The following is a 20490-nucleotide window of genomic DNA, read 5'->3' on the forward strand; positions in this document are numbered from 1 at the left end:
GGAGCCCCCGCCCCATGACCATCACCCGCCGCACCGCCTTCGGCGCCGCTGGCGCCCTCGCCCTGCCGCGCTTCGCCATCGCGCAGGCCGACCAGCGCCCTTCCCTCACCATCGCGGTGCAGAAGATCGCCAACACCAACACGCTCGAGACGCTGCGCGAGCAATCCAATGTCGGCACGCGCACCTGGAGCAGCTATGCCGAGACGCTGATCGAGCAGAGTTGGACCGGCGACCTTTCGCTCCAGCCTTCGCTCGCCACCGCCTGGACGCGCATCGATGACCGCACCGTGGAACTCACGCTGCGTCAGGGCGTGCGCTTCCACGATGGCCGCGTGATGACCGCCGAGGATGTCGCCTTCTCCTTCGGCGCCGAGCGCATGGGCTGGGGCATGACCGCCGACCAGGCGCGCAATCTCTTCGCCACCATTCCCGGCCAGACCCAGGGCCGCACCCCGCCGCCCGAGGTGCTCGCCGTCGCGCGCCGCACCTACCCGGCCTTCGAGCGAATCCAGATCATGGACGCGCAGACCGTGCGCTTCGTGAACCGCGTGCCGGACGTGACGCTGGAAGGGCGGATCAGCCGCAATGTCGGCATGATCCTCAGCCAGGCGTCGTTCAACGAGGCCCGCAGCTGGCTCGACTGGGCGCGCCGGCCGATCGGCACCGGGCCCTTCCGCATCGCGGAGTTCCGCCCCGACCAGCTGCTGGTGCTGGAGGCCTTCGACGAGTACTGGGGCGGCCGCCCACCGGTGCGCCGGCTGCGCTTCGTGGAGGTGCCGGAAGTGGCCAGCCGCATCAACATGCTGCTGACCGGCGAGGCCGATTTCGCCTGCGACATCCCGCCCGACCAGATCCGCAGCGTCGAGCGCAGCCCGCGGCATGAGGTGGTGGGCGGCACCATCATGAACCATCGCCTGACCGTGTTCGACAAGAACCACCCGCATCTGCGCAACCCGCTGGTGCGCCGCGCCTTCACCCACAGCATCGACCGCGATTCCATCGTCGCCGCGCTGTGGGGCGGCACCTCGCGCGTGCCGCGCGGGCTGCAGTTCGACTTCTACGGCGAGATGCTGCACAGCGACTGGACCGTGCCGCGCTTCGACATCGCCGAGGCGCGCCGCCTGCTGCGCGAGGCGAATTACCGCGGCGAGCCCATCCCGTACCGCCTGCTCAACGGCTACTACACGAACCAGGTGCCGACCGCGCAGATCCTGGTCGAGGGCTGGCGCGCCGCCGGGCTCAATGTGCAGATCGAGATGCGCGAGAATTTCCCGCAGGTCCTCTCGCGTGAGGGGCAGCGCGGCGTGCGCGACTGGTCGAACAGCGCGAGCTTCAACGACCCCACCGCCTCCCTCACCGCGCAGCACGGCCCCGAGGGCCAGCAATGGCAGATCGGCGAGTGGCAGAACGAGGAGTTCGGCCGCCTGTCGCAGGAGCTGGAAACCTCCGTCGATCGCGCGCGGCGCCGCGTGGTGTTCCGCCGCCTGCTCGAGATCGCCGAGCGCGAGGACCCCGCCTACACCGTCCTGCACCAGTCGGTGAACCTGACCGCGAAGCGGCGGGACCTGCGCTGGAATCCGGGCCAGTCCTTCCAGATGGATTTCCGCAGCCGCAACTGGGCCGCGTGATGGCCCTGGTTGCGCTGCGCGGCCTGCGCGTCGCCTTCGCGGGCCAGGCCGCGCTGCGCGGCATCGACCTCACCATCGCGCCGGGCGAGGCGCTGGGCATGGTGGGCGAATCCGGCTGCGGCAAGTCGGTCACCTGGCTGGCCGCGCTCGGCCTGCTGCCGGGCAAGGCGGCGGTCACGGGCAGCGTCCGGCTGGGCGAGACCGAACTCATCGGCGCCCCCGCCGCCGTGCTCGAGGGCGTGCGCGGCCGACGCATCGGCATGATCTTCCAGGACCCGGCGAGCAGCCTCAACCCGGTGCACCGCGTCGGCCGGCAGATCGGCGAGGCGCTGGCCCTGCATCGCGGCCTGACCGGCGCGGCCGCGCGGGCGGAGGCGCGCCGCCTGCTCGACCTTGTGGGCATTCCCGATGCGGCGCAGCGGCTTGATGCCTTTCCGCATGAATTCTCCGGCGGGCAGAACCAGCGCGTGATGATCGCCATGGCGCTCGCCGGGCAGCCCGAATTGCTGATCGCCGACGAGCCCACCACCGCGCTCGACGTCACGATCCAGGCGCAAATCCTTGAGTTGCTGCAGGCGCTGCGGCGCGAATTCGGCATGGCGCTGGTGCTGGTCTCCCACGACCTGGGCGTGGTGGCCGAAACCTGTGAGCGCGTCTGCGTGATGTATGCCGGGCGCATCGTCGAGGAAGCGCCCGTGGCGCGGTTGTTCGACGCGCCGGCGCATCCCTACACGCGCGGACTGCTCGGCGCGCTGCCGCCGATCACCGGGCCGCGCCGGCGCCTCGCCGCCATTCCGGGCGGCGTGCCGGAACCCTGGGCGATGCCGCCCGGCTGCGCCTTCGCGCCGCGCTGTGCCGAACGCCTCGCGGCCTGCGATGCGGGCCCGCCGGCGGAGGCGCAGCCCGCGCCCGGCCATCGCGCCGCCTGCCTGCGCAGCGCCGCGCCGCAGATGGCCGAGGCGGTGCCGGCATGAGGCAGGACAGCCCGCTGCTCGAAGCGAAGGGCCTGGTGCGCCGCTATACGATGCGGCGCGGCCTGATGGGACGATCCGTGGAGGTCCGCGCCGTGGACGGCATAACGCTGACGCTCGAGCGCGGCCGCACCCTCGGCCTTGTGGGCGAGAGCGGTTGCGGCAAATCCACCACGGGGCGGCTGGTGCTGGGGCTGGAGGCGCCGGATGCCGGCCATGTCGCCTTCGAGGGCCAGCCCATGCCCGCGCCGGACTCGCCGCCCTGGCGGGCGCTGCGGTCGCGGATGCAGATGGTGTTCCAGGATCCGCTCGGTGCGCTGGACCGGCGCCTGACCATCGCCGCGCAGGTGGCCGAACCACTCGCCATCCATCGCCTGCCGGGCGATCCGGCCCCGCGCGTGGCGGAGTTGCTCGGCGCGGTCGGCCTGCGCGCCGACCAGGGCGCGCGCTACCCGCATGAGCTTTCGGGCGGGCAGCGCCAGCGCGCCGTGCTGGCGCGCGCGCTTGCGACCAACCCGGCGCTGCTGGTCTGCGACGAGCCGATCAGCGCGCTTGATGTCTCGATCCAGGCGCAGGTGATGAACCTGCTGCTCGACCTGCAGGAGCGGCTCGGCCTGGGCATGCTGTTCATCAGCCATGATCTGCGCGCCGTGCGGCAGGTGAGCCACCGGATCGCGGTGATGTATCTGGGCCGCATCGTCGAGGAAGGCGCGCCGGACGAGGTGCTGCAGCACCCCGCGCACCCCTATGCGCAGGCGCTGGTCTCGGCGATCCCGCACCGGGGCAAGGCGGGCCATCGCATCGTGCTGCAGGGCGATCCGCCGAGCCCGGCGCAGCGGCCGAGCGGCTGCGCCTTCCATCCCCGCTGCGCCGCCGCGGTGCCGCGCTGCGTGGCCGAGGCGCCCGTGCTGAAGCCGCGCGCGCAGGATGGCAGGCTGGTCGCCTGCCATGTCGCGCAGGGCGAGGCCGACACCATGGCGAGGGCCGCCTGAGATGCTGCGCTTCCTCGCCACGCGGCTGCTGCGCGCGGCCATCACCATCGTGATGGTCGTGACCTTCGCCTTCGTCGTGCTGCGCCTGTCGGGCGATCCGGCGCAGATCATCCTCGGCGCCGATGCGCCGCCCGAGGCGGTGGACGCCTTCCGCATCGCCTGGGGCCTCGACCAGCCCGTCTGGCTGCAATACTTCCACTATTTCGGCGCCATCTTCAGCGGCGATCTCGGCCGTTCCATGCGCGACGGGCGCGAGGCGATCGTGCTGGTGACGGAGCGCATCCCCGCCACCCTCGCCCTGACCCTGCCGGCGCTGGCGATCAAGCTCGGGCTCGGCATCCCGGCGGGCATCTATGCGGCGCTGCATCGCAACGCGCCGATCGATCGCCTGCTGATGATCATGGCGGTGGCGGGCTTCACCGTGCCCTCCTTCGTGCTCGGCCTGCTGCTGGTGCTGGTCTTCGCCGTGCAGCTCGGCTGGCTGCCCTCAGGCGGGCAGGAGAGCTGGCGGCACGCGATCCTGCCCGTGATCACGCTGGGCATCGGCGGCGCCGCCGTGCTGGCGCGCTTCACGCGCAGCGCCATGCTCGAAGTGCTCGGCCAGCCCTATATCCGCACGGCGAGTGCGAAGGGCGTCGCCTGGCGCGACGTGGTCTGGGGCCATGCGCTGCCGAACGCGGCGATCCCCACCGTCACGATCGTGGGCTTCATGGTGGGCAGCCTGATCGCCGGCGCGGTGGTGGTGGAGAGCGTCTTCAGCTGGCCCGGCGTGGGGCGGCTGCTGGTGGTGGCCGTCGCCAACCGCGACCTCGCCGTCGTGCAATGCATCCTGCTGCTGGTGGCGATGACGATGGTGAGCGCGAACCTGATCGTGGACCTGCTCTATGGCGCGCTCGACCCGCGCCTGCGCAGCGCGCCGCGCGCGGCGGGGGCCGGCTGAGATGCCCGAGGCCCCCCTGCCCGCCAGCCTCGCCCCGCCCGTGGCGCGGCGGCCGATGCCCCCGCCGCTGGTGCTCTTCGGCCTCGCCTGGCTCACGGCGATGCTGCTGGTCGCGATCCTCGCCGATGTGATCAGCCCCTATGCCTATACCGCGCTCGACCTGCGCAACCGGCTCTCCCCGCCGATCGGCTTCGGCGGCACCTGGCTGCATCCGCTGGGCACGGACGAGCTGGGCCGCGACGTCGCGGCGCGGCTGATCTATTCCATCCGCACCAGCCTGCTCATCGCCTTCGGGGCCACGCTGATCGGCGCGGCCTTCGGCACCACGCTGGGCTTCCTGGCCGCGCATTTCCGCGGCGTCGTGGAGCAGATCGTGCTGGCGCTGGTGGATTTCTCGGCCAGCCTGCCCTTCCTGATCCTCGCCCTCGCGGTGCTGGCCTTCTTCGGCAATTCGATGGCGCTCTTCGTCTGCCTGCTCGGCTTCCACGCCTGGGAGCGCTATGCGCGCATCGCCCGGGGCCTGGCCATCAGCGCCGGCGCGCAGGGCTATGCGGCGGCGGTGCGGCAGCTGGGCGCGACGCCGATGCGCATCTATGGCCGGCATGTGCTGCCCAACATCGCCTCCACGCTCATCGTCTCGATGACCCTCGCCTTCCCGGAGATCATCCTGCTGGAATCGGGGCTGAGCTTCCTGGGGCTGGGCGTGCAGCCGCCCGAAACCTCGCTCGGCTCCATGGTCGGCTACGGGCGCGAATATCTGACGCGCGCGCCCTGGATCCTGCTGGCCCCCGCCTTCACCATCGTGCTCACCACGCTCTCCGTCTCCCTGATCGGCGACTGGCTGCGCGACCGTTTGGACCCGACGCTGAGATGACACGGATCATCATGGTGGCCCTCGATGGGCTGCGCCCCGACATGGTCTCGCCCGAGGCGACGCCGCATCTGTGCGCCCTGACCGCACGGGGCACGCGCTTCGCCCAGGCGCGCAGCGTCTTTCCCTCCGAGACGCGGGTGGCGACACCCTCCCTCGTCACGGGCTGCCGGCCGGGTGGGCATGGCATGGTGGCGAATACGCTGTTCGACGCCACCGTCGCGCCCGACCGGCTGCTGCGCACCAAACTCGTCGCCGATCTGGCGGTGCTGGCGGCGGGGCGCGAATCGCCGATGGAGAAGCCGAGCCTGGCCGAGCACCTCGCCGTGGCCGGCCGAAGCTTCGCCCTGGTCAGCGCCGGCACCCAGGGCGCGGCGCAGCTGCTGCACCCGGCGGCGGAGCGGCTCGGCAGCTTCCGCTGGAACATCTCCGATCGCGGCGGCGCGACGGCCGATCTGGTGCGCGACAGGCTGGGCGCCACGCCGGCCCATGCCGTGCCCAACACGCCCCGGGTCGAGCATGCCGGCCGCGTGCTGCTGGAGGTCGTGCTGCCGGAGATCCGGCCGGATGTCGCGCTGCTCTGGCTCTCCGAGCCCGACATCTCCTTCCACTGGGGGGGGCTGCGCTGCGCCCATGCGCAGCAGGCGCTGCGCGACGCCGACGCGCTGCTCGGCCGCATCATCGCCTGGCGGGATGCGCAGCCCGATGCGCGCGACATCGCGCTGATCGTGCTGTCCGACCACGGGCATGTGACCGGGGTGGGCAAGGTCTCCCTGCAGGCGGAGTTGCAGCGCGCCGGCTTCCGGGCCGGCACGGGGATGGAGTCGCAGACCGACATCGTCGTCGCCCCCGCCGCCGCGCCGGGGCTGTGGCTGCGCGACCCCGCCCTGGCACCGCAGGTGGCGGCCTTCCTCGACTCCCAGCCCTGGGCCGGCCCGCTGTTGCTGCGTGACCCGGCGCTGCTGCCCGCGGGCCGCGCGCTGCCGCTGGCCATGCTGGGCGCGGCGCATCGGCGCAGCGCGGACATCGTCGCGACCTTCGCCGGCAGCGAGGCGCCGGACGCCTGGGGACTGCCCGGCACCGCGCCCTTCGATGCGCCGGACGTGCCGGAAGGCGGGGGGATGCATGGCGGGCTGCACCGGGCGGAACTCGCGACCGTGCTGGTGATGCAGGGCGGGCCCTTCCGCGCGGGCGCCGTGGCGCAGGAGGCCGCGGACCTGACCGACATCGCCCCCACCGTGCTGCATGTGCTGGGCCTCGCGCCGGCAGGGCTGGAAGGCCGGCCGCTGCGCGGGGCGTTGGACGCCGCGGCCGATGCCCCGCCGCTGCGCGAGATGCTGCGCCTCACCCCCGGATTCGTGCTGGAGGCGATGCGCATGGCCCCGGGCGGGCGGCTCTACCCGACGGCGCTGCGCCGCTGTCGCGTGACAGATTAGTGACAGTTTTATGAATCGCCCCTATCCTCCCGCCAAGTCGAATTCCGGGGGGATCCATGTCCAGGCGTCTCGTTCTTGCCGCGGCTGCCGCCGCCTTCCTGCCGATGGGCGAAGCCGCCGCCCAGGGCACGCTCAACCTCTATTGTTCGGTGCAGATCGAGTGGTGCCAGGCGATCGCCACCAATTTCCAGCGCGACACGGGCATCCGGGTCAACATGACCCAGCGCGGTTCGGGCGAGACGCTGGCCGCCATCCGCGCCGAGGGCCAGAATCCGCGCGGTGACGTGTGGTTCGGCGGCACGGGCGACCCGCACCTCGCCGCCGGGGAGGAGAACCTCACCCAGGCCTATGAGAGTGCCAACAACGCGCAGCTCCATCCCTGGGCGCTGACGCAGTGGCGCCAATCCAACCAGCGCGCCGTGGGCGTCTACGCCGGCGCCGTCGGCTTCGGCTACAACACCGAATTGCTGGCGCGCAAGAACATTGCCCCGCCGCGCTGCTGGGCCGACCTGCTGGACTCGCGCTTCCGCGGTGAGATCCAGGTGGCGAACCCGAATTCCTCCGGCACCGCCTATGTGATCATCGCCACGCTGGTGCAGATCATGGGCGAGGACCCGGCCTTCGAGTTCTTGCGCCGGATGCACCCGAACGTGAACAGCTATGCCCGCAGCGGCACCGGGCCGATCAAGGCCGTGGCGCGCGGCGAGACGGGCGTCTCCCTCTCCTTCGTCCATGATGCGGTGACGGAACGGAATGCCGGCTTCCCCGTCTCCTACGCCACGCCCTGCGAGGGCACGGGCTTCGAGATCGGCTCCATGTCCATCATCCGCGGCGCGCGCAACCTGAGCCAGGCGCGCCGCTTCTACGACTGGGCCCTGACCGAGCCCGCACAGCGGCTGGGCTTCGAGGCCGGCGGGCAGTTGCAGCAGCCTTCCAACCGCTCCGCGCCGCTGCCGCCCAACGCGCCGGACCTCTCGCAGATCCGCCTGATCGAGTATGATTTCGCGAAGTACGGCCAGGCGGCGGAACGACGCCGGCTGATCCAGCGCTGGGACCGCGAAGTCGGCGCCCTGCCCCGCTGATTTACCCTGGCCGGCGCGGCTTCGCGCGCCGGCCCCCCTTCCCTGTCCCCCGCCGCCAGGATTGCCCCCATGTCCCCCAAGACCCTCGCGGCCGCCGCCGCGCTGAGCTTCGCCCTCGCCACGCCCGCCGCGGCGCAGGGCAGCCTCAACATGCTCTGCGCGCCGGCCGCCGATTGGTGCGAGGCGATCGCCGCGGGCTTCCAGCGCGAGACCGGGATCCGCGTGGCGATGGCGCGCAAATCGGCCGGCGAGATCCTGGCCCAGATCCGCGCCGAAGCGCAGAACCCGCGCACCGACATCTGGTTCGGCGCCTCGGCCGAGACGCATATCAGCGCCGCCCAGGCCAATCTGCTGCAGCCCTACACCTCGCCCAACATGGCCGGGCTGCAGCCCTGGGCGCGGCGGGTGCATGAGATGTCGGGCGGGAACTGCGTCGGCGTCTCCTCCGGCGCCATCGGCCTGGCCTGGAACCGGGAGTTGATGACGCGCAAGAACCTGCCGCTGCCGCGGAGCTGGGCCGATCTGCTGAACCCGGCCTATCGCGGGGAGATCCAGCTGCCCAACCCGAACTCCTCCGGCACCGCCTACACCATCATCGCGGGGCTGGTGCAACTCTGGGACGAGGATCGCGCCTTCGCCTATCTCGCGCGGCTGCATGCCAATGTGAACGCCTACACGCGCTCCGGCGCGGCGCCGATGCAGGCGGTTTCGCGCGGCGAGACGGCGATGGCCGTCGCCTTCAACATGGAAGTCGCCAGCATGCAGGAGGCAGGCTTCCCCATCGACCTGACCTACCCGACCGAGGGCACGAGCTATGAGGTCGCCTGCATGTCGATCATCCGCGGCGCGCGCAACCTGCCGCAGGCGCGGCGCTTCTACGACTGGTACCTGACGCCCGCGGCGATGGATATCGGCCCGCGCGTGAACCAGTTCCATGTGCCCGCGCATCCCGGCGCCGCGGCGCATCCGCGCATCCCGGATCTCGGCGCGATCCGGCTGGTGGATTACGATTTCGCCGCCTTCGGCGACGCCAACATGCGCCGGCGCATCCTGCAACGCTGGGACCGCGAGATCGGCGCGCTGCCGCGATGAGGGCGCTTCTCACCGCCGGGCTGCTCGCCGCCCTGCCGGGTGCGGCGGCCGCGCAGGGCCAGCTCAACCTCTATTGCTCGGCCACCATCGAGTGGTGCCAGCCCATCGCGCGTGGTTTCGAGCGGGAGAGCGGCATCCGCGTGACGCTGACCCAGCGCTCGACCGGCGAGATGCTGGCCGCGATCCGAAGCGAGGCGCGCAACCCGCGCGGCGATGTCTGGTGGGGCGGCACGGGCGACCCGCATGTCGCCGCCGGCGAGGAAGGCCTCACCCAGGCCTTCGAGAGCCCGCGCATCGCCGAGTTGCATGATTGGGCGCAGGCGCAATGGCGCCAGACCCAGGGCCGCACGGTGGGCGTCTATGCCTCGGTGCTCGGCTTCGGCTTCAACACGGAACTGTTGGCGCGGCGCAACCTGCCCGCGCCTGCCTGTTGGGCGGACCTGCTCAATCCCGCCTATCGCGGCGAGATCCAGATGGCGAATCCGAATTCCTCGGGCACCGCCTATATCGTCATCGCCACGCTCGTGCAGATGATGGGCGAGGATCCGGCCTTCGACTATCTCAAGCGCCTGCATGGCAGCATCAACGCCTATCCGCGCAGCGGCACCGCGCCAATCACGGCGGTGGCGCGCGGGGAGACCGCGCTCTCCATCTCCTTCGTCCACAACGCCGCCGAGGAACGCGCGGCGGGCTTCCCCGTGGGCCATGCCGTGCCTTGCGAGGGCACGGGCTATGAGATCGGCTCCATGTCCATCCTGCGTGGCGCGCGCAACCTGGCCGCCGCGCAGCGCTTCTACGATTGGGCGCTGAGCGCGCCGGCGCAGCTCGCCGCGAGCCAGGAGGCGAAGAAGCTGCAGACCATGGCCAATCGCGGCGTGCCGCTGACCGAGGGCGCGCCGAACATGGCGACCGCGCGGATCATCGACTACGACAACGCCCGCTTCGGCGCCTCCGCCGAGCGGCGGCGGCTGCTCGCGCGCTGGGACAGGGAGGTCGGCGCCCTGCCGCGCTGAGCGACACGCCATGTTCTTCGGCACCTCCTTCTTCTTCTGGCTGCTCGCCGCGCTCGGCACGCTGCTCGTCCCCTGGCACATGCAGCAGGATGGGCTGACGCTCACCGGGCTGATGGCGCTAGGGCGGGAGGAGGCCGAGGCCTCTTCCGCGTTGTGGCAGGCGCTGGCCTTCGGGCGCTTCTGGTTCTGGCCGGTGATCGCGGGCCTCGCGCTCGCATTGCCGGGCGCGCTGCCGGGCATGGTGCGGGCGCGGCGCGCGGATTTCCTCGTCTGGGGCGGCGGCTTCGCGCTGGCGGCGATCATCGCGCAGGGGCTGGCCATCGGCATCCAGGGCTGGTCCTGGCCCGCCCTCGCCGGCCTGTTCGGGGAGCTGGAGGACCGGCAATTCGGCATCGGCCTCGGCGGTTCGCTCGCCACGCTGGGCGCCTTGATCCTGCTGACGGATGGCCTCGCGCTGCGCGGCTTCTTCAAGGGCGATCGCTTCGTCTCCGGCGCGGTCGGCGTGCTGGTGGCCTCCATCATCCTCTTCACCGCCTGGCCCGTGGGCACGGTGCTGAGCGAGATGTTCACGCCGCGCGGCGATCTCGGCGTCGCGGCGGCGATGGCGGACCGGCTGTTCGATACGAAGATCTGGGGCCTCGGTTGCGTGACGGGCCCGGTGAATTGCGGCGTGTTCTGGAACACGCTGCTGCTCGCCACCTCCACCGCCACGGCGGCGACGATGCTCGGGCTGTGCTTCGCGCTGATCGTCACGCGCAGCCAGTTTCCTGCCAAGCGCGCGCTGCGGCTGCTGACGGTGCTGCCCATCATTACCCCGCCCTTCGTCATCGGCCTGGGGCTCATCCTGATCTTCGGCCGCTCGGGCGTGGTCAACCAGATGGTCGAGGCGGTCTTCGGCCTGCAACTCGGCCGCTGGATCTACGGCTTTAACGGCGTGTGGCTGGCGCAGGTCTTCTCCTTCACCCCCACCGCCTTCCTGGTGCTGATCGGCGTGGTGGAGGGCATCTCGCCCGCCATGGAGGAAGCCTCGCAGACGCTGCGCGCCTCCAAGATGCGCACCTTTCGGGCCGTCTCGCTGCCGCTGATGCTGCCGGGCATCGCCAATGCCTGGCTGGTGGTCTTCGTCGAGAGCCTCGCGGATTTCGGCAATCCGATCGTGCTCGGCGGATCCTTCGGCGTGCTCTCCACCGAGATCTTCTTCGCCGTGGTCGGCGCGCAGCAGGATTTCGGGCGCGCGGCGGTGCTGGCGGCGATCATGCTGGTGGTGGCGCTGACCGCCTTCGTCATCCAGCGCGCCATCGTCGGCAAGCGATCCTATGTCTCGATGACGGGCAAGGGCGATGTCGGCCTGCCCACGCCGCTGCCCGGCCCGGTGCGCACCGTGGCCTATCTGGTGGCGCTGCCCTGGGCGGTGCTGACCATCGTGGTCTACGCCATGGCCCTGGCCGGCGCCTTCGTGCGCGTCTGGGGCCGCGACTGGACGCCCACGCTGGTGCATTTCCAGCGCGCCTTCGCGCTGGAATGGTCGCCCTCGGGGTCGGTGATCTTCTCGGGCGGCGCGTGGCATTCGCTGTTCACCACCATCCAGCTCGCCGCCATCGCAGCGCCCCTCACCGCGGGGCTCGGCCTGCTCGCCGCCTGGGTGCTGACGCGCCAGCGCTTCGCCGGTCGCACGGCGCTGGAATTCGCGCTGATGCTGACCTTCGCCGTGCCGGGGACGGTGATCGGCGTGGCCTATATCCTCACCTTCAACCTGCCGCCGCTGGAGATCACGGGCACGGCGATGATCCTCATCGCCTGCTTCGTCTTCCGCAACCTGCCGGTCGGCGTGCGCTCGGGCGTGGCGGCGATGAGCCAGCTCGACAAATCGCTGGACGAGGCGGCGATCACGCTGCGCGCCTCGACCTTCCGCACGCTGACCACGGTGGTGCTGCCGCTGCTCAAGCCCGCCATCGTCACCGCGCTGGTCTATTCCTTCGTGCGCGCGATGACGACGGTCTCGGCCGTGATCTTCCTGGTCTCCGCCGAGTATGAGATGGCGACGGTCTTCATCATCAACCGCGTGATCAACGGCGATTACGGCCTGGCCATCGCCTATTGCGCCGTGCTGATCGTGCTGATGATGGCGGTGATCGGCCTGATCAACCTCCTCGTCGGCCGCCGCCAGCTTGGCCGGCGCAGCGCCGCCGCCCCCTCCGGAGCCCCCGCATGATGACCAAGACCACCGGCGCCGAGGTGCGGCTCACGCGCCTGGGCAAGCGCTACGGCCAGGTGCAGGCGGTCAAGCCGCTCGACCTCGTGATCGAGGGCGGCACGCTGGTCACGCTGCTCGGCCCCTCGGGCTGCGGCAAGACCACGCTGCTGCGCATGATCGCGGGCCTCGAACAGGCGAGCGAGGGCAGCATCGAGATCGGCGGGCGCGACGTGACGCTGCTCTCCGCCGGCGAGCGCAACGTCTCCATGGTGTTCCAGAGCTACGCGCTGTTCCCGCATATGAGCGTGCTGGAGAACGTCGCCTATGGCCTGATCTCCTCGGGCATCAAGAAGCGCGAGGCGCATGTGAAGGCCGAGGCGGCGCTGGAGACGGTGGGCCTCAAGGGCTTCGGTTCGCGGCTGCCCTCCGAGATGTCGGGCGGGCAGCAGCAGCGCGTGGCGGTGGCCCGCGCGCTGGTGCTGGAGCCCGACGTGCTGCTCTTCGACGAGCCGCTGTCGAACCTGGATGCGCGGCTGCGGCGGAGCATGCGCGAGGAGATCCGCGCGCTGCAGCAGCGGCTTGGCCTCACGGTGGTCTATGTCACGCATGACCAGTCGGAGGCGCTGGCCGTCTCCGACAAGATCGTGGTGATGCGCAATGCCGGCATCGCCCAGGCCGGCACGCCCGAAGAACTCTACATGCAGCCCGACAACGTCTTCGTCGCCACCTTCATGGGCGAGGCGAATGCGGTGCGCGGCAGCATCGAGCGGATCGAGGGCGAGATGGCCGAGGTCGCGCTGGATGTCGCGCGCATCGCGCTGCCGCATCGCGGGCTCGCGGTCGGACCGGTGGATGTGGTGCTGCGGCCCGAGGCGATCCGCATCACGCCCGAGGGCACGCTGCCGGCGAAGGTGGCGCGCGCGACCTATATGGGCGCGCATATGGAATACTACTTCGACACGCCCGTGGGCACGCTGTTCGCCATCGGCACGGACAGGGCGCATCGCCGTGCACCGGGCGATGCGGTGATGCTGGCCCTCGATCCCGAGGGCGTGGTCGTCGTCAGGCCGTAGCGTAGCGGGAGAGTGCGAGGTCATCATGGGCGATCGCCGGCTTGCGGTCGCTCATCAGGTCGGCCAGCAGATGGCCGCTGCCGCAGGCCATGGTCCAGCCCAGCGTGCCGTGGCCGGTGTTGAGGAACAGGTTGGGCAGCTTCGTCGGGCCCACCACCGGCGTGCCATCGGGCGTCATCGGCCGCAGCCCGGTCCAGAAGCTGGCATTGGGGATGTCGCCGCCATCCGGGAACAGATCGCCCACCGAATGGGCCAGCGTCTCGCGCCGCGGCCGGCGCAGCTTCAGCGAGAAGCCGGCGAGCTCCGCCGTGCCGCCGACGCGGATGCGATCGCCGAGCCGCGTGATCGCGACCTTGTAGGTCTCATCCATCACGGTCGAGACCGGAGCACCGGCTTCATCGGTGATCGGCAGCGTCAGTGAATAGCCCTTCACCGGATAGACCGGCACGGCGATGCCGAGCGGCCGCAGCAGCGCCGGCGCGTAGCTGCCCAGCGCCACCACATAGCGATCGGCGGTCAGCCGGCCCTGATCCGTCGCCACGCCCGTGACCTGCCCGGAAGAGGCCTCGATGCCCTTCACCGTGATGCCATGGCGGAACACCACGCCATCGGCGGCGGCCAGCGCGGCGAGGCGCTGTGTGAAGAGATGCGCATCCCCCGTCTCGTCGCCCGGCAGGCGCAGCCCGCCGACGAACTTGCCGGCGACGCGCGCCAGAGCGGGCTCGGCGGCGATGCAGCCGGCGGGGTCCAGCACCTCATAGGGCACGGAGAACTGGTCCAGCACCGAGGTATCGTCGCCGACATGGTCGAGCTGCTTCTGCGTGCGGAACAATTGCAGCGTGCCCTGCATGCGCTGGTCGTAGGCGATGCCGGTCTCGGCGCGCAGCGCCTTCAGGCAGTCGCGCGAATACTCCGCAAGCCGCACCATCCGCGCCTTGTTGCGCGCATAGGCGTCCTCCGTGCAGTTCGCGAGCATCTTGGCGAGCCAGGCGTAGAGACCCTGGTCGAGTTGCGGCCAGAGCACCAGCGGGCGGTGCGTCATCATCAGCCACTTCATCGCCTTGATCGGGATGCCCGGCGCCGCCCAGGGCGCGGAATAGCCCGGCGAGACCTGGCCCGCATTGGCGAAGCTGGTCTCCATGCCGGGTGCCGATTGCCGGTCGATCACCGTCACCTGGTGGCCCGCCCGCGCCAGGTACCAGGCGCTTGTCACGCCCACCACGCCGCTGCCGAGCACCAGGATCCGCATGGGACACTCCGTTCCGAGACCGGCCGAGCATAGGCGGTGGAAGCGGTGAATGTCCGGCGCATCCGTCGCAGGGTCTGGCGCCCAGCGCGTGATTTTCGCAGTATCTGCGAAATTTCCGCAGGATCCGCCGATGGACGAGTATGACCGCGCGATGCTCCGCCACCTTCGCCAGGATGGTCGCATGACCAATGCCGCGCTGGCCGCGGCGGTGGGCCTCTCGCCCTCCGCCTGCCTGCGCCGGCTGCGCCTGATGGAGCGCAGCGGGACCATCCGCGGCTACACCGTGCTGGTCGAGGAAGCCGCACCCGGCGCGCTGGTCGTGGTGATCGTGCAGATCACACTGGAACGGCAGACGGATGAGCATCTGCGCCGCTTCGAGGAAGCGGTGCGCCGCTGCCCCGAGGTGCGCGAATGCTACCTGATGACCGGCATCGCCGATTACCTGCTGCGCGTGGAGGCGCGCGACGCCGCCGATTACGAGCGCATCCACAAGGAGTCGCTGTCGCGCATGCCCGGCGTGGCGCGCATCCAGTCGAGCTTCGCCATCCGCACCGTCATCCGCGATGGCTGAAGGCTAACCGATGACCAGGATCTCGGCCGCGCTCCAGCCTGTCGCGCCGGTCAGATCGGCGATGGTCACCGCCGGCGCGGCGCCGACCCCATCGGGGTCCCACAGCAGCAGGGCGCGTGCCGTGTCGAAGACGAAACAGCCCAGCGCCGTGCCCGTCGCCACGCCCAGCCCATTGGCCTCATAGCGCCCGGCGGCGAGCAGATCGAGGCCCGGCGTCAGCCCGAAGCCGGCGGCCGAGACCAGGATCACATCCTCGACGCCGCGATAGGCCACCACGCGGTCGCCGCCCTCCTCCGGGCTCAACCACACGAAGGAATCCGCGCCCGCCCCGCCCTCGAGCCGGTCCGCGCCGAGCCCGCCCGTGAGGGTATCCGCCCCCTCCCCGCCCGACAGCGTATCCGCGCCGGCCGCGCCTTCCAGCCGGTTCGCGAGGGCATTGCCCGTGATCATGTTGGCGAGGTCGTTGCCGCCGCCGGACACGGCCGTGCCGTTCAGCGTCAGGCGCTCCACCTGCTCGGGCAGGATGAAATCCACGGCCGAGACGACATGGTCGGTGCCGCCACGCGCGGCCTCCACCACCACATCCTCCGCGTCATCGACGTAGTAGAGGTCGTTGCCGGCGCCGCCGATCATCAGGTCCGCGCCTTCCTCGCCCATCAGGCGATCGGCGCCATTGCCGCCCAGCAATTCGTCATCGCCATCGGCGCCGCGCAGCGTATCGGCCCCGCCGCCGCCCTCGAGCCGGTTGCTTGCGGCATTGCCGACAAGCGAATCATCGCCGCCGCCGCCGGTGACATCCTCGATCTGGCGCAGCAGGTCGGTGCCGGTCTCGGCGCTGCTCGCGCGGCCATTGGCGAGTGTGACCACCGCATCGGCCTCGGTATCCTCCAGGCTGTAGCGATCCGCGCTGCCCGCCCCGCCCAGGTAGGTGTCGTTGCCGTCGTTCAGGCTTGCCATGAAGGTGTCGTTGCCCGTCCCGCCGCGCAGCGAATCATCGCCGCCGAGCCCCGTCATCAGGTCCGGTGCGGCGCGGCCGAGCAGCGTCTCACCCGCCGCCGTGCCGCGGATGGGTTCCACGAGGATGTCGCTGACCTGCACGCTCAGCGCCTGGGTGGCGGTCAGGCCGCCCGCGTCGCGCACCTCGATCTGCAGCTCGTAGCGGTTGTTGCGGTCGGCATCGCGCGCCGTCTCGAAATCCGGCGCCAGCTTGAAGGCGAGCGCGCCGGTGGCGCTGTCCATGGTGAAGCGCGCGGCATCCGCGCCACCCGCGATGCGCCAGGTGAGGGCATCGCCCTCGGCATCGCTGGCGACCGGCAGCAGGAAGAGCCCCGCGCTGTTCTCCGCCACCGTGACGCTGCGGGCCGCGCCGCCGAAGAGCACCGGTGCCTGTGCCGCGGCGACATTCTCATAGGTCACGTCGGCCGCCAGCAGGCGCGCCTGGTGCGCCTGGGCGAAGCCGCCCGTGGCCCCGGTCAGCGCCACGGTGGCGAAGCGGCCCTGGAAGAGCGTGGCGGCGAGATCGGCGGTCAGGCTGAACGCCTCCCCGCCATCGAAACGCACCGTCAGCAGCTGCGCCTCGGCATTCCAGCTCAGTTCCAGGCGATGCCACAGCCCGTCCTCGACATTGCCGAGATCGACGGTGATGGGGGTGAGGCCCGGCCCCTCCAGCCGCAGATGGTCGTTGCGCGGGGCGTCCGGCGTGCTCTGCCAGGTGTCGAGCCGCAGCACCAGGGCGCGCGCGATCCCCGCCGCGCCCAACCCGTCGCCACCCGCGCCGAGGGCCAGCGCCGCATCGCCGTCACTGTGCAGGACCAGCGCCATGCCCTCGGCGCCGGCGGCGTCATTGGCGCCGAAATTGAGTTCGAAGAGCAGGCGCAGATCGGCGCGCAGATCGACCCGCGTGGTCAGCGCAACCGCGCCGATCTCGTCGATGGCGCCCTGGGTGAGGCGCCAGCTGCCATCGGGGGCGATCGCCGCATCGCCGGTGGCGATCACGCTCTGCGCGGGCAGGATCGGCGCGATCTCGATCCGCCCGATCTGGCCGGTCACGATGTCGGCGTACCAGACATACCCATCCGGCCCCTGGATCATGTGGATCGGCCCGGGCCGGCCCTCGACCTGCGTCAGGTAGCTGAGTTCGGCGGGGCGATTCACATCGACGCTGAAGACGCGCCCGGTGACTAAGTCGCTGAAGAAATAATCGTTCACCAGCGCGGTCGGGTAGCGGTCGCCGGTATAGACCACGGCGCCGCCGACCACGGCCTGCATCTGGTAGCCGGGCACCGTCTCCTCATGCGCGAAGGCGCGCAGCGCGAGCACGGGATCCACCAGCCCCGCCGCCACCGCCTCATAGAAGGCGCGGCCGGCGGCGGTCTCGCGGTAGACGGGGGTGGGCACCAGCAGCCCGTCGCCGCCCTCGAACCAGGGCCAGCCGAAATTGGCGCCGGCGCCGCCGGCATTGATCTCCTCATAGGACCACCAGCCGACCTCGCCGATCACCGTGCGGCCATCGGGCGCGATGGCCATGGAGAAGGGGTTGCGCAGGCCGAGCTGGAAGACCTTGGCGCGGTTGCTGTCGAGGTCCATGCCCGCGGTGACGAAGGGGTTGTCGGCCAGCCCGTCGCCCGTGAGCGGATCGATGCGGAGAACCTTGCCCGAGAGGCTGTCCAGCGCCTGCACATCGGCGGTGCGCGGATCGGCATAGTTGTAGGAGGTGCCATCCCCCGTGCCGACATAGAGCGCGCCATCCGCCCCGAAGGCCAGCGCGCCGCCGCCATGGGAGAGGCTGTCGACCTTGATGTAGTCCTGCTTGAAGCCGCCGATCCACTCGGCCGGCGTCGGCCCGGCGGTGCGTTCGGAGGAGGTGGCGCCCGACAGGCCGGGCTCGGTGTAGTCCAGCGCGCCGCCGCCGCCGATATCGGCCAGGCGCTGGCCTGCGCCGCCGAGCATCGTCACCGCGCTGCCGGGGACCAGCGTGGTGTAGCCCGTCGCGGGATCGAGGGTGTGGCGGACGAGATGCGCGAAGCGGTTGCCAAGCCCGTCGCGCGCGGCCTCCGGGTCGGTGGCCCAGCCGGTCTCCATCGGATCGACGACGTAGAACAGGTAGAGATAGGGGTTGTCGGCCAGGTCCGGGTGCAGCGCGATGCCGAGCAACCCGCGATCGCCGCTGCTGTTCACCTTGTCGGTGAAGTTGATCAGCGTCTGGATGGTGCCGGTCTCGGTGTCGGCGATCTTCACCACGCCATCCTTCTCGGCGATGAAGATCCGCGTCGGGTCGAGCGGCGAGAAGGCGAAGCGCACCGCCTGGTGCAGCCCGCCCTCGATCACCGGGGCGAGGGTGACGGCGTAGTCCGGCACCGGGGTGGGCTCGGGCGGCGGCGGCGGGGCCGGGGTTTCCTCATCGAGGATGGAGATGCGGATGGTCCGCGGCGCGCCGAGGGCCGCGCCCTCCACCTTGATCAGGTCCAGGCTGAAGACCTCGGTCGCCTCGCCACGGTTGTCGTTGACGATGGCGATGGGCACGAAGGCGCGGGTCGCACCGGCGGCCATGGTGATGGTGCCGCCCTCGGCGATGTAGTCCACGCCCGGCGTCGCGGTGTCGGTGGCGATGCCATAGGTGATGGTGACGGGCTGGTCGGCGGGGCCGGTGCGGCGGATCTCGACATAGGCCGTGCCCTCCCACTCATCGATCTGGAGATGGGTCTGGGCGAGGGAGATGGTGCCGCTCATGGGGGTGCGGGGCCTTGCTGGGTCCGCGCGCGGGGGTCAGCGCGTCTCTAAAGTCGAGACTAGCGCCTGAACCCATCCCAATCAACGCTATTTTTACAGATTATTCTCTTTTTTAGGACTATCGCCGATAGATCAGCGCAACTCCGCCGTGCGCACCGTCGCCGGGGGGCGCGGCGGCGGCAGGGTGAGTTGCCCGCGCGTCGGGCTCGCCAGGTTGCTCGGCGTCGCGGCCGGGCGCGCCGGGGTGGGCCGCGGCGTCGTGGCAGGCCGCGGCGTCGTGGCGGGGCGTGGCGGCGTGGTCGTGCGCACCGGCGTGGGCGCGCTGCGCGCCGTGGCGGCCGGGCGGGGCGCGGCCTGGCGAGTCGCGGCGGCAGCCGGGCGGGGGGTGACCGCGGCACGCGGCTGGGCCCGGCCGGCCTGCGCCGTGGCCGTGGCGCGCGGCAGCGCGCCGGCGCTCGCTTCGCGCACCATCACCGGGCGCACCCCGGGATCGCGCCGGGCGGCGACGCCCAGCTGTTCGAAGCTCTGGTCCAGCAGGCTCGCCATATGCGCGTCGCGCTCGACCCAGGAGGTGCCGCCGAAGACTGCGCCCACCACGCGGCGCCCGCCGCGCTCGGCGCTTGTCACGATGTTGAAGCCGCTGTCGCGGATGTAGCCGGTCTTGATGCCGTCCACCCCTTCATATTCGGTCAGCATGCGGTTGTGGTTGCGGATCCGCACGCCGCCGAACTGGGCGTGGGTCACGCCGAAATAATGGTAGTGCTGCGGATAGTCGTTCAGCAGCCGCCGCCCGAGAATCGCCATGTCCCGCGCCGTGGTCACCTGGTCCGGATCGGGCAGGCCGGAGGCGTTGCGGAAGGTGGTGTTGGTCATGCCCAGGGCGCGGGCGCGCATGGTCATCAGCTGGCCGAAGCGGGCTTCCGACCCGCCCAGGCGCTCGCCCACCGCGGCCGCGACGTCATTGGCCGAGCGCGTGACCAGCGCCAGGATCGCCTGTTCCGCCGTGATGCTCTGCCCCGCGGGAATGCCGAGCTTGGAGGGCGGGCGCGACGCCGCCTCCTCGGACATCACGATGGGGGAGTCGAGCCGCAGCCGCCCTTCCCGCATCGCATCGAAGAGCATGTAGAGGGTCATCATCTTGGTGAGCGACGCCGGGTGGCGCGTCTCATCCGCATTGGCGGCGACCAGCACATTGCCGCTGCGGTGGTCGAGCACGATGGCGGCATAGCGGTGGCTGCCGATCTGCGCGACGGCCGGCGCGGCGGCCAGCATCACGCCAAGGCCCAGAACGGCCGCAAAGGCCACAAGGCGGGTCCGCAGGCCCTTCGACATCACGACAACCCCCGACGCATCATCCGTCATCCCCTGCGCCGGACCCTAGGCAAAGCGCCCGGCAATGTCCACCACCGAGTCGCCCGAACCTTGTGTAACAGCAAGGGGTTAATGCCCACTGTTGAAAGCTTCGGCGAAAAAGCCCGGTACAGATGGGCCAAGGGGGCCGCCTCACCTTCGCGCGAGCCCCCCGGCGATTTCATGCTGCACTGCAAAAAAATGCTTGCCTCACCCCTCCCCTCCTGGATAGAAGCGGCGGCGTGCTGCACCGCAGCAATTCCCCGGAGCCGGGTTTGGCTCCCGATCAGGCGCCGCGC

At 70.9% G+C, this 20490-nt stretch carries 15 protein-coding genes; 12 read left to right on the forward strand and 3 right to left on the reverse strand.

Features of this window, described 5'->3' with window-relative positions:
• The first annotated feature begins 14 nt into the window (after window positions 1-14).
• From AC2D9U_RS21145 to AC2D9U_RS21195, 11 genes are all read left to right on the forward strand, one after another.
• Window positions 15-1628 carry an ABC transporter substrate-binding protein gene (locus AC2D9U_RS21145; RefSeq protein WP_484752653.1) on the forward strand — a complete coding sequence of 538 codons (1614 nt, stop codon included), beginning with the start codon at window positions 15-17 and terminating at the stop codon, window positions 1626-1628.
• Window positions 1628-2602 carry an ABC transporter ATP-binding protein gene (locus tag AC2D9U_RS21150; protein WP_484752657.1) on the forward strand — a complete coding sequence of 325 codons (975 nt, stop codon included), beginning with the start codon at window positions 1628-1630 and terminating at the stop codon, window positions 2600-2602. Before AC2D9U_RS21145 ends, AC2D9U_RS21150 begins: the two co-directional genes overlap by 1 nt.
• Window positions 2599-3591 (forward strand): ABC transporter ATP-binding protein, encoded by a 993-nt coding sequence (locus AC2D9U_RS21155; protein WP_484752661.1) that lies wholly within the window; start codon window positions 2599-2601, stop codon window positions 3589-3591. Before AC2D9U_RS21150 ends, AC2D9U_RS21155 begins: the two co-directional genes overlap by 4 nt.
• A 1-nt stretch (window position 3592) precedes the next feature.
• Window positions 3593-4531, forward strand: coding sequence for an ABC transporter permease (locus AC2D9U_RS21160; RefSeq protein WP_484752665.1), 939 nt, complete (start codon window positions 3593-3595; stop codon window positions 4529-4531).
• A 1-nt stretch (window position 4532) separates the two neighbouring features.
• Window positions 4533-5405, forward strand: coding sequence for an ABC transporter permease (locus tag AC2D9U_RS21165; protein ID WP_484752668.1), 873 nt, complete (start codon window positions 4533-4535; stop codon window positions 5403-5405).
• Window positions 5402-6838 carry an alkaline phosphatase family protein gene (locus AC2D9U_RS21170; RefSeq protein WP_484752672.1) on the forward strand — a complete coding sequence of 479 codons (1437 nt, stop codon included), beginning with the start codon at window positions 5402-5404 and terminating at the stop codon, window positions 6836-6838. Before AC2D9U_RS21165 ends, AC2D9U_RS21170 begins: the two co-directional genes overlap by 4 nt.
• 56 nt (window positions 6839-6894) lie before the next feature.
• Window positions 6895-7920, forward strand: coding sequence for an ABC transporter substrate-binding protein (locus AC2D9U_RS21175; RefSeq protein WP_484752676.1), 1026 nt, complete (start codon window positions 6895-6897; stop codon window positions 7918-7920).
• Window positions 7921-7989: 69 nt separating this feature from the next.
• Window positions 7990-9012: an ABC transporter substrate-binding protein gene (locus tag AC2D9U_RS21180; protein WP_484752680.1), complete on the forward strand. Its 1023-nt coding sequence runs from the start codon at window positions 7990-7992 to the stop codon at window positions 9010-9012.
• Window positions 9009-10025 (forward strand): ABC transporter substrate-binding protein, encoded by a 1017-nt coding sequence (locus AC2D9U_RS21185; protein WP_484752684.1) that lies wholly within the window; start codon window positions 9009-9011, stop codon window positions 10023-10025. Before AC2D9U_RS21180 ends, AC2D9U_RS21185 begins: the two co-directional genes overlap by 4 nt.
• A 10-nt stretch (window positions 10026-10035) precedes the next feature.
• Window positions 10036-12237 (forward strand): ABC transporter permease, encoded by a 2202-nt coding sequence (locus AC2D9U_RS21190; RefSeq protein ID WP_484752688.1) that lies wholly within the window; start codon window positions 10036-10038, stop codon window positions 12235-12237.
• A complete protein-coding gene (locus AC2D9U_RS21195; RefSeq protein ID WP_484752692.1) occupies window positions 12237-13292 on the forward strand; it encodes an ABC transporter ATP-binding protein in 1056 nt (351 codons plus the stop codon). The genes AC2D9U_RS21190 and AC2D9U_RS21195 overlap by 1 nt, the downstream gene beginning before the upstream one ends.
• Here AC2D9U_RS21195 and AC2D9U_RS21200 read toward each other — a convergent pair.
• Window positions 13282-14541 carry a D-amino acid dehydrogenase gene (locus tag AC2D9U_RS21200; RefSeq protein WP_484752696.1) on the reverse strand — a complete coding sequence of 420 codons (1260 nt, stop codon included), beginning with the start codon at window positions 14539-14541 and terminating at the stop codon, window positions 13282-13284. The two genes, AC2D9U_RS21195 and AC2D9U_RS21200, sit on opposite strands and share 11 nt — an antisense overlap.
• Before the next feature lie 130 nt (window positions 14542-14671).
• Between AC2D9U_RS21200 and AC2D9U_RS21205 the strand changes: the two genes are divergently transcribed.
• Window positions 14672-15112, forward strand: a complete 441-nt coding sequence (locus AC2D9U_RS21205; RefSeq protein WP_484752700.1) for an Lrp/AsnC family transcriptional regulator — start codon at window positions 14672-14674, stop codon at window positions 15110-15112.
• Window positions 15113-15115: 3 nt separating this feature from the next.
• On the opposite strand, the gene AC2D9U_RS21210 is transcribed toward AC2D9U_RS21205, so the two are convergent.
• On the reverse strand, window positions 15116-18841 hold the full coding sequence (locus tag AC2D9U_RS21210) for a PQQ-dependent sugar dehydrogenase (protein ID WP_484752705.1): 3726 nt from the start codon (window positions 18839-18841) through the stop codon (window positions 15116-15118).
• 132 nt (window positions 18842-18973) lie between these two features.
• Window positions 18974-20203 carry a D-alanyl-D-alanine carboxypeptidase family protein gene (locus tag AC2D9U_RS21215; protein WP_484752709.1) on the reverse strand — a complete coding sequence of 410 codons (1230 nt, stop codon included), beginning with the start codon at window positions 20201-20203 and terminating at the stop codon, window positions 18974-18976.
• Between the last annotated feature and the right edge of the window lie 287 nt (window positions 20204-20490).

This window comes from Roseomonas sp. TF40, assembly GCF_057219975.1.

Bases quoted from the DNA above. Each gene is read 5' to 3' on its own strand.
- AC2D9U_RS21175 (WP_484752676.1), top strand. From the start codon at position 6,895: ATGTCCAGGCGTCTCGTTCTTGCCGCGGCTGCCGCCGCCTTCCTGCCG.
- AC2D9U_RS21200 (WP_484752696.1), bottom strand. From the start codon at position 14,541: ATGCGGATCCTGGTGCTCGGCAGCGGCGTGGTGGGCGTGACAAGCGCC.
- AC2D9U_RS21190 (WP_484752688.1), top strand. From the start codon at position 10,036: ATGTTCTTCGGCACCTCCTTCTTCTTCTGGCTGCTCGCCGCGCTCGGC.
- AC2D9U_RS21150 (WP_484752657.1), top strand. From the start codon at position 1,628: ATGGCCCTGGTTGCGCTGCGCGGCCTGCGCGTCGCCTTCGCGGGCCAG.
- AC2D9U_RS21205 (WP_484752700.1), top strand. From the start codon at position 14,672: ATGGACGAGTATGACCGCGCGATGCTCCGCCACCTTCGCCAGGATGGT.
- AC2D9U_RS21145 (WP_484752653.1), top strand. From the start codon at position 15: ATGACCATCACCCGCCGCACCGCCTTCGGCGCCGCTGGCGCCCTCGCC.
- AC2D9U_RS21165 (WP_484752668.1), top strand. From the start codon at position 4,533: ATGCCCGAGGCCCCCCTGCCCGCCAGCCTCGCCCCGCCCGTGGCGCGG.
- AC2D9U_RS21155 (WP_484752661.1), top strand. From the start codon at position 2,599: ATGAGGCAGGACAGCCCGCTGCTCGAAGCGAAGGGCCTGGTGCGCCGC.
- AC2D9U_RS21210 (WP_484752705.1), bottom strand. From the start codon at position 18,841: ATGAGCGGCACCATCTCCCTCGCCCAGACCCATCTCCAGATCGATGAG.
- AC2D9U_RS21185 (WP_484752684.1), top strand. From the start codon at position 9,009: ATGAGGGCGCTTCTCACCGCCGGGCTGCTCGCCGCCCTGCCGGGTGCG.
- AC2D9U_RS21195 (WP_484752692.1), top strand. From the start codon at position 12,237: ATGACCAAGACCACCGGCGCCGAGGTGCGGCTCACGCGCCTGGGCAAG.
- AC2D9U_RS21160 (WP_484752665.1), top strand. From the start codon at position 3,593: ATGCTGCGCTTCCTCGCCACGCGGCTGCTGCGCGCGGCCATCACCATC.
- AC2D9U_RS21180 (WP_484752680.1), top strand. From the start codon at position 7,990: ATGTCCCCCAAGACCCTCGCGGCCGCCGCCGCGCTGAGCTTCGCCCTC.
- AC2D9U_RS21215 (WP_484752709.1), bottom strand. From the start codon at position 20,203: ATGACGGATGATGCGTCGGGGGTTGTCGTGATGTCGAAGGGCCTGCGG.
- AC2D9U_RS21170 (WP_484752672.1), top strand. From the start codon at position 5,402: ATGACACGGATCATCATGGTGGCCCTCGATGGGCTGCGCCCCGACATG.